The organism is Kastovskya adunca, assembly GCF_059505785.1.
This window is the reverse complement of the sequence record NZ_JCACLG010000057.1, coordinates 127,723-133,722: the sequence shown is the minus strand read 5'-3', so window position 1 is coordinate 133,722 and position 6,000 is coordinate 127,723. Positions and strand designations below refer to the sequence as shown.

At 47.9% G+C, this 6,000-nt stretch carries 5 protein-coding genes; 4 read left to right on the top strand and 1 reads right to left on the bottom strand.

Annotated features, from left to right (window positions below; genetic code table 11):
• Positions 1 to 475 precede the first annotated feature (475 nt).
• The 4 genes from AC5JR3_RS22175 to AC5JR3_RS22160 all read left to right on the top strand — a co-directional run bounded on the left by AC5JR3_RS22175 (position 476) and on the right by AC5JR3_RS22160 (position 4,704).
• The gene (locus tag AC5JR3_RS22175; RefSeq protein WP_495848724.1) at positions 476 to 1,042 is read left to right on the top strand and encodes a photosystem I assembly protein Ycf4; all 567 of its coding nucleotides are present in this window, start codon (positions 476 to 478) and stop codon (positions 1,040 to 1,042) included.
• 73 nt (positions 1,043 to 1,115) lie between these two features.
• Complete coding sequence (locus AC5JR3_RS22170) at positions 1,116 to 1,871, top strand: peptidylprolyl isomerase (protein WP_495848723.1); 756 nt, start codon at positions 1,116 to 1,118, stop codon at positions 1,869 to 1,871.
• A gap of 34 nt (positions 1,872 to 1,905) precedes the next feature.
• Entirely contained in the window at positions 1,906 to 3,063 is a 1,158-nt protein-coding gene (locus AC5JR3_RS22165; protein ID WP_495848722.1) for a beta-ketoacyl-ACP synthase, read from the top strand.
• A 96-nt stretch (positions 3,064 to 3,159) separates the two neighbouring features.
• Complete coding sequence (locus tag AC5JR3_RS22160; RefSeq protein WP_495848721.1) at positions 3,160 to 4,704, top strand: FAD-dependent oxidoreductase; 1,545 nt, start codon at positions 3,160 to 3,162, stop codon at positions 4,702 to 4,704.
• 5 nt (positions 4,705 to 4,709) lie between these two features.
• Here AC5JR3_RS22160 and AC5JR3_RS22155 read toward each other — a convergent pair whose 3' ends face one another.
• Positions 4,710 to 5,498 (bottom strand): DUF1206 domain-containing protein, encoded by a 789-nt coding sequence (locus AC5JR3_RS22155; protein ID WP_495848720.1) that lies wholly within the window; start codon positions 5,496 to 5,498, stop codon positions 4,710 to 4,712.
• Between the last annotated feature and the right edge of the window lie 502 nt (positions 5,499 to 6,000).

Here is a 6,000-nt window from a genome sequence, read left to right as displayed (position 1 = left end):
AGGGTGTCGAACCATCCTCTGGCTGCTGGCGCGCGTCCAACTGCTATTGTCATAGTTTCAAATCCTCTTAACCTTACTAAGGATTCTGAATCGAACGCGAAAAGCGTTTATTTTCGACATCCCCACCACTTCAAGCGTGGGGTTTCTAAGAATATTGTCAGTTAATTTGACCCAGATTCTTAGTGGATGTGTCAAACATCCAGGGATCGCTGGCTAGATAACTAGTCTACATTAAGTTAATTTTTCTTAAAGTATCACATTTGCTAGGTGTCTACCCACTCCCTAGAGGGATCAGGCTTTTAACGCTAACAAATATAATATTAATGAATATCAGAAAATTTACAAAAGAATACATGTTTTCTCAGTATTTCTTTACATTAACTCGGTGCTAGCGCCCCCATAGCCATAAATGTCATAGTAGTGACAGTGTTTGTTACCCATTAATTGAGTTTGAGTCGGGAAGCAGGATCAGTTCATGACAGCACAGACAACTACTAAAGACGATCAAGTACTCAGTCAGCCGGTTTTAGGCTCTCGACGGTTCAGTAATTACTGGTGGGCAATTGTGGTTTCTATCGGAGGTACTGGCTTTTTCCTAGCGGGACTTTCCAGTTATCTCAAGGTCAACTTACTGCCCTTTGCAGACCCTACCGAATTACTCTTTGTCCCTCAAGGCATAGCGATGGGATTTTATGGGGTGGCGGCGATACTACTGGCGCTTTACTTGTGGCTAGTTATCCTCTGGAATGTCGGAGGCGGTTATAACGAGTTCAACAAAGAGACAGGCTTAGTCAAGATTTTTCGCTGGGGCTATCCTGGTAAAAACCGCCAGATTGAGTTTAGCTGCCGCACACAAGATGTCCAATCTGTGCAGGCGCTAATCAAAGAAGGACTCAATCCACGTCGCGCCCTTTACCTACGAGTGAAAGGACGGCAAGCGATTCCTTTGACTCGCGTCGGGGAACCACTCTCTTTAAAGGAACTAGAAAACCAAGCCGCTGAATTAGCACGTTTTTTGGAAGTTCCCCTTGAAGGCATGTAAAAATTTGGCTCTGGCGGAGGCATATCTGCTTAATATGAGTCAGTAGCTCAGGCTACTATTTGGTACAGAAAATATGCAGATAAAAATCCAACGCTGGTTAGTATTGCTGATAGTCGTTGGCGGCTTGGTTTTGGGGGGATGTAGCAATCCAGAAGCAGACTCCCTAGACCCAAACGATTCCGCAACGACTGCCACAACTTCTACACCCGCTACTGAAACGAGCAGCCCACAAGTGAACAATTTACCCACTCTCGAAGGCAAAGCCACGGTAGTTATGACCGTTAAAGGCTCACCGATAAAAATTGAAGTCAATGGAGATGAGGCTCCCATCACCGCTGGAAACTTTGTTGATTTAGTTCAACGCGGTGTTTACGATGGATTGGTTTTCCACCGGGTCGTGCGAGAGCCACAACCGTTTGTGGTTCAGGGAGGTGACCCTCAAGGGAAAGACCCAAATTTCCCGGTCGAGCGCTTGGGAACGGGAAGTTTCAACGATCCCGCCACCTCTACAGCCCGTTACGTTCCGTTAGAAATCAAGCCTCAAGGGGCAGAAAAACCCGTCTACAGTCAAACATTGGATAAAGCTGGAGTCACGGCTGCGCCAGTGTTACGACATACTCGCGGCGCGGTAGCGATGGCGCGTTCGTCGATGCCCGATTCGGCATCCTCGCAGTTTTATATTTCCTTGGCAGAATTACCGTTTTTGGACGGTAGCTATGCAGTCTTTGGCGAAGTCGTTGAAGGGATGGATGTTGTAGACAAAATCCAACAAGGCGATCGCATCGAAAAAGCTGAGGTGACACAAGGACTCGAAAACCTGAAAAAATAGCAGGTTTGGTTGAGATGATCGTTGCGGCGGGCACTTGGTAGACGTTGTTGTTACTGGCATTGGTTTAGTTTCTGCCTTGGGAACGCTAAAACCTAGTTGGCAGAGTCTTTTGGTAGGTGAGTCGGGTATTGGGTTATGTCAGCCCTTTCTTGAGCTACCCAAGCGACCCTTAGCAATAGTTGAGCAAAAACCCACTACTTTGAAGTGGCTCACTCAGCAAGCCGTCGCCGCCGCAATTGAGGACGCTAATATTTCTACGCCTGCGCCAGATTGTGGAGTCGTCATTGGGTCAAGTCGAGGCGCTCAAGCGACGTGGGAGCAACTGGCGCAGGAATGCGTTCTGGCAGGTACACCAACGCCATCTGCTGGTAACGGACAGATAGATTGGTTAGATACTCTCCCCCACCAAGGAGCGATCGCGGCGGCACATCAAATTGGTGCAACTGGAATTGTACTCGCACCAATGGCAGCTTGTGCGACGGGGATTTGGGCGATCGCCCAAGGCTTTGAGTTGATTCAAACCAACCAATGTCAGCGAGTGATTGCTGGAGCTGTAGAAGCCCCGATTACTCCCCTCACCTTGGCAGGATTTCACAAAATGGGGGCGCTGGCTCGTACCGGTTCCTATCCCTTCGATCGGCAGCGAGAAGGATTGGTGCTGGGAGAAGGAGGAGCAGTACTAGTACTGGAGTCGGCTGAGTTAGCCAGAGAGCGTTCGGCAGCAGTTTACGGTCAAATTTTAGGATTTGGTTTAACGGCTGATGCCTATCACGTTAGTGCGCCCGATCCCAATCGAAAAAGTGCGATCGCTGCCGTTTGGCACTGTCTCAGACGCAGCCATCTTGCCCCCACTAATATTGATTACATCCACGCCCACGGTACAGGAACTCAGTTAAACGACCAACACGAAGCGCAGTTGATTGAGAAAGTGTTTGCTCGCAAAGTTCCCGTCAGTTCCACTAAAGGAGCGACAGGACATACCCTCGGCGCATCTGGAGCGTTGGGGACAGCATTATGCCTAATGAGTTTGAAACATCAGATTTTGCCACCCAACGTGGGGTTAACAGAATCAGTATTTGATTTAGATTTGATCACCACCCCTCGCCACAGCCAAATTCGCCACGCCCTCTGTTTTAGCTTTGGTTTTGGAGGACAGAATGCGGTTTTGAGTCTGAAACGTTGGAAGTACTAAGGTGAGGTATTTCTTCCTTGTTTCCCTTTTGTTCTCATCACCGTAAGCCAAATAGGATAAAAGGAAATAGAGAAGCCTCTTAAGCAACAAACCGTTATGAGCCAAACTGAACAAATTCTCTCCCAGTTACCCGGAGATGTTTTGGGAGGATTGCGGAAGGCAGACCAGTTTTGGCAAGCCTTACGGGAAGATACAGCACCCGTTCCCAACGTTATTAAAGAAAGCCCTGAAGCCTTAGGCAGCGTTGATTGGGACGTTGTAATTTGTGGTGGCACCTTGGGAATTTTGCTAGGGGCTGCCTTGCAGTATCGAGGTTGGCGCGTAGCACTGCTGGAGCGAGGACTATTACGGGGACGCGATCAGGAGTGGAATATTTCGCGTCAGGAACTTGAGGTTTTTCTGGAACTGGGCTTGCTCTCAGAGGCAGAATTACAGCAAGCGATCGCTACTGAATATAACCCGGCGCGTGTCAGCTTTCACGAAGGCCCAGATTTCTGGATCAGGGATGTACTCAATATTGGCGTCGATCCCGTCTTTCTCCTCGAAACATTGAAATCAAAATTCCTAGCGGCGGGAGGCAAACTCTTCGAGCAGACTGCCTTTGAAGGCGCAGTGGTTCATCCCGATGGCATCTTCGTCGAAGCCGCAGGCGGTTTAAAAACCCGGTTACTCGTTGATGCAATGGGCAATTTTTCTCCCATTGTCAGACAAGCACGAAACGGGGAAAAACCAGAAGGTGTCTGTGTCGTTGTCGGAAGTTGCGCTCAAGGATTTCCCCATAATGAAACGGGTGACTTGCTGGTATCATTTACACCCATTGAGAATCAGTGCCAGTATTTTTGGGAAGCCTTTCCGGCACGGGATGGTAGAACGACCTATCTCTTCAGCTATCTGGATGCTGATCCCGAACGTCCTAGTCTGGAGTTTTTCTTTGACGAATATCTGCGCTTACTCCCCCAGTACCAAAACGTCGAACTCTCCCAACTCCAATTTCAACGGGCGCTATTTGGGTTTTTTCCCTCCTACCGCCAAAGTCCTGGGCGATCGCCTTGGAATCGGATTTTGCCTGTGGGTGATAGCAGTGGCAATCAGTCCCCTGTTAGCTTTGGTGGGTTTGGTGCAATGGTAAGGCATCTGCAGCGCCTCACCGAAGGAACTCATGAGGCGTTGACAAGTGACACCCTCTCGCGGAATGCCTTAGCAAAACTGCAACCCTATCAACCCAATATTGCCATCACCTGGCTCTTTCAACGCGCTATGAGTGTGGAGATAAGTCAAGAGTTGACTGCCAATCAAATCAATCAACTCTTGACGGCGGTTTTTCAGGCGATGGAACAACTAGGAGATGATGTGTTGCGTCCATTTCTCCAGGATGTTGTACAGTTTTCCGGTTTATCTAAAACGCTTTTGTTAACGTCATTTACTAAGCTCGGATGTGTACTGCCTGTAATTCCCCAAGTAGGAATCACCACGCTATTAGATTGGATGATTCATTACATCAACTTGGGTTTATACGCAAGCTTGTCACCCGTGGCGCAGTTAATGACACCCCTGGCAAAAACTCTCCCCCCCGTAGCGCAATACTATTACCATCGCTGGCTTGATGCCCTGATCTATGGGTCGGGAAGTGATTATAAATGAATTTCTCAATGGCTAGAAATCCGCCGATATCGTGCTTGCACTCCCATGTACAGACCATAGGCAACTAGCCCAAGGGCAACGATCGCCAGCAGCCATTTACCGTAAGCTTGCTGCGCTAGAGCCTGTAATGCCCCATCTAATCCTCGTACTTCACTAGCATCGGATTGACGTGCTGCTTGGATGAGGAAAAAACCAGTCATTACGAAAACGACGCCCCGTGCTGCCAACCCAAATCTACCGATGCGCGTTGCCCAAGTGTCCTCCTGAGAACTCATTTCCCGCAGTTTCCACTCTTTGCGAAACTTGGCACTGTAGGCTTTATAAAACTGATAAAAGCCAATACCAATAATAAGCGCCCCCAGTAACCCAATGAGCCATTGACCAAATGGTTGAGCCAGTACCTTTGCTGTCCAGTCTTGCTGAGTATTGTCACCACCACCGCCGCCTCCCGTTCCTAAAATCAGTCCGATAGCACTAAAGGCTAAACCCGCATAAATCAGACCGCTAATGGCATAACCGAAGCGCGTTGCTAATCCCTTCGCATCAGAGCCTTTGTTATCGGGATCTGCCCACGCTTCCACAAAGCGCCAAAGCGAATAACCCACCAGCCCAACTGCTACCAAGGCTAAGAGAAACTTACCAAAAGGCTGTGAGGCGATCGTTGTCAGAGCGCCCTGAGTATCCGTCGTTCTGCCACCTTGCCCAAATGCTGCTTGTACAGCAAGTACACCAACAATCGCATACACAATTCCCTTGGCGGCATACCCTAACCGCGCTAGTCGCTCAATCCACATATCCTCTCCTCCTCTTAAACCCTCTCACCAAGCCGCAAAAGTTGCTCAATTCGGATCTTGCACTAACCCCCATAAATTAGGAGAGAAACTAATTTTTTAATTACCAGTTCCCCCCATGCATGGAACAGGAGGATTAGGAGGGTGGTGCAAGATGTGAATCAGCCAACTATCAACTGTCTAGAAAATACTTACTTAGGTTGTATTCTTCAGGACAGGGGTTGATGCTACTAAAGCAAATTATCAGGGATTTAATCACCCTTGTCATCTATCCAAATAGTTATCTTTGAGAAAATTTCTCTTATAGTTTAGATGAAGAAGCAAAAGAAGAATAAATATAACCTTTTTTTAATGGAACTGTTAAGGCATCAACTTAGTTAAATATTAAATTCGCTGAATTTAAAGCGTGGGTTATGGCTACCCCTAACACGCTACTACCTCTTCTGTTTTTAGGTTGAGGTACTTATCTATAAAAAAGTAAAGGTAAAGCCAAGATCGCACCAAG